The organism is Dietzia sp. DQ11-44, assembly GCF_014145205.1.
In the GTDB taxonomy this organism is placed as follows: Bacteria; Actinomycetota; Actinomycetes; order Mycobacteriales; family Mycobacteriaceae; genus Dietzia; species Dietzia natronolimnaea.
Map to the genome: position 1 here is coordinate 1 of NZ_JAALEC010000598.1, position 1755 is coordinate 1755.

Annotated in this window: 1 protein-coding gene; it reads right to left on the minus strand. The window is 72.3% G+C overall.

Features of this window, described 5'->3' with window-relative positions; genetic code table 11:
- On the minus strand, positions 1-1755 hold a 1755-nt coding region (locus G6018_RS13995), incomplete at both ends, for an acyltransferase domain-containing protein (protein WP_182639937.1).

A 1755-nucleotide genomic window follows, 5' to 3' on the forward strand; every position in this document is an offset into this window, starting at 1 on the left:
GGGGGCCGCCTGGTCGGCGGCCGGGGTGGTGGACTCGGTGGCGTCCACCGAGTCGTCGTCGTCGACCTCCACGCTGGGCGGCAGGGTGCCGTACAACGCCGCCGAGTCGCGCTCGACGTTGAGTACCTGGGCGCGGGGGCCCCGGTGCGTGGGCAGGTCGAGGGTCTTGGAGGCGAGGTTCGCCACGGTCGGGGCGTTCGCCACACCGACCTCGACGAAGCACTCGATGCCGAGTCCGCCGCGCTCCACGGGCGTGAAGAGCAGCTCCTGGGTCTCGATCCAGCGGACCGGGCTGGCGAACTGCCAGGCCAGCAGCTCGACCAGGAGGAGGCGTCCCAGACGCGTCGGGGTGGCGGACCAGGAGTCCCAGTCGGCCAGGACGTCGGCGAGGGAGTCGGCCGGCACGAGGTCGGCGATCTCCTGCACGAAGTCACGCTCGAGGCTGAACAGGCGCGGGACCAGGTTGGGGATGTAGCGGCCCACGAGCACCGAGATGTCGATGTCGTGCGGGATCAGCGCGTCGAGGGTGGCCCGGAAGTCCGGGACGCCGCCGCGCAGGACGGTGGAGTGGAAGGGCACGTCGATGCCCGGCACCAGGATGAAGGCGTTCTTGCCCCCGGACCGCTCGAGCTCACGCTCGACGGCCTTCTCCAGCGCCTTGCAGCCGGCGACGGTGCCGGCCAGCGCGTACTGGGATCCCGCGAGGTTGTAGTTGACGATCTCGATGAACTCACCCGAGTCCTCGGCCACGGCGGCCACCCAGTCCACGACCTCGTCGTCGCCGATGCCCATCTGCGACGGCCGGATCGCGGCCATCCGGTAGTCGGACCGGCCCTCGGAATCGCGCGGGACCAGCTCGTGCATGGTCGCTCCGCGCTGGAAGACGATCTCCAGCAGCGGCTCGAGCTCGAGCGTGCCGGAGATGGCCGCCAGAGCGTCGTACTCGCCGATCGAGTGGCCGGCGAAGTAGGCACCGTCGATGAACAACCCGTCGGCCTCGAGCTCGGCGCGCTGCGCCACCGCGAGGCACGCCATGGCGACCTGGGTGAACTGGGTGAGGTAGAGCACGCCGTCGGGATGCCGGTGGACGGTGCCACGGACGGTCACCTCGGTCGGGTTCTCACGGACCAGCGCGAGGATGGAGAAGCCGAGGGCCTCGCGGGTGTGCGCGTCGGCGCGGTCCCAGATCTCGCGGGCCGCCGGGCAGCGGGTGCGTCCCTCCATGCCCATCCCCTTGGCCTGGATGCCCTGGCCGGGGAAGGCGTAGACGGTGCGCGGGGCCTCGGTCAGGGCGGTGGCGGCCATGACGGTGGCACCGTCGACCGTGCACGTGACCTCGAGGACCTGGCCGCCGGCGAGACGGCCGGTCTGGACGGCACGGACCTTGATGTGGTCGCCCGGTCGGACCGGGGCGAGCATACGGGCGGTCCAGCCGGCGATCCGCAGGGCGGGGGTCTTCCCGTCCGAGGCCTGGACCGCGTGCTGCGCGGCGGCCGAGAGCCACATCCCGTGGACGATCACGCCGCCCAGGCCGGCGAGGTCGGCCGCGGTGTCGGAGACGTGGATGGGGTTGTGGTCGCCGGAGACCAGCGCGAAGGCGGTCATGTCGTGCGGCGCGATGAGCGAGGTGGACACCCGCTGCTGGCGGCTCGTCTCGGCCGGGGTGACCGACGCGCCCTCGGGGTTGACCAGGGCACCTCCGGCGGGGCGGGGATCGCCCACCTCGGCACCACCGGTGCGGCCACGGATCGCGAA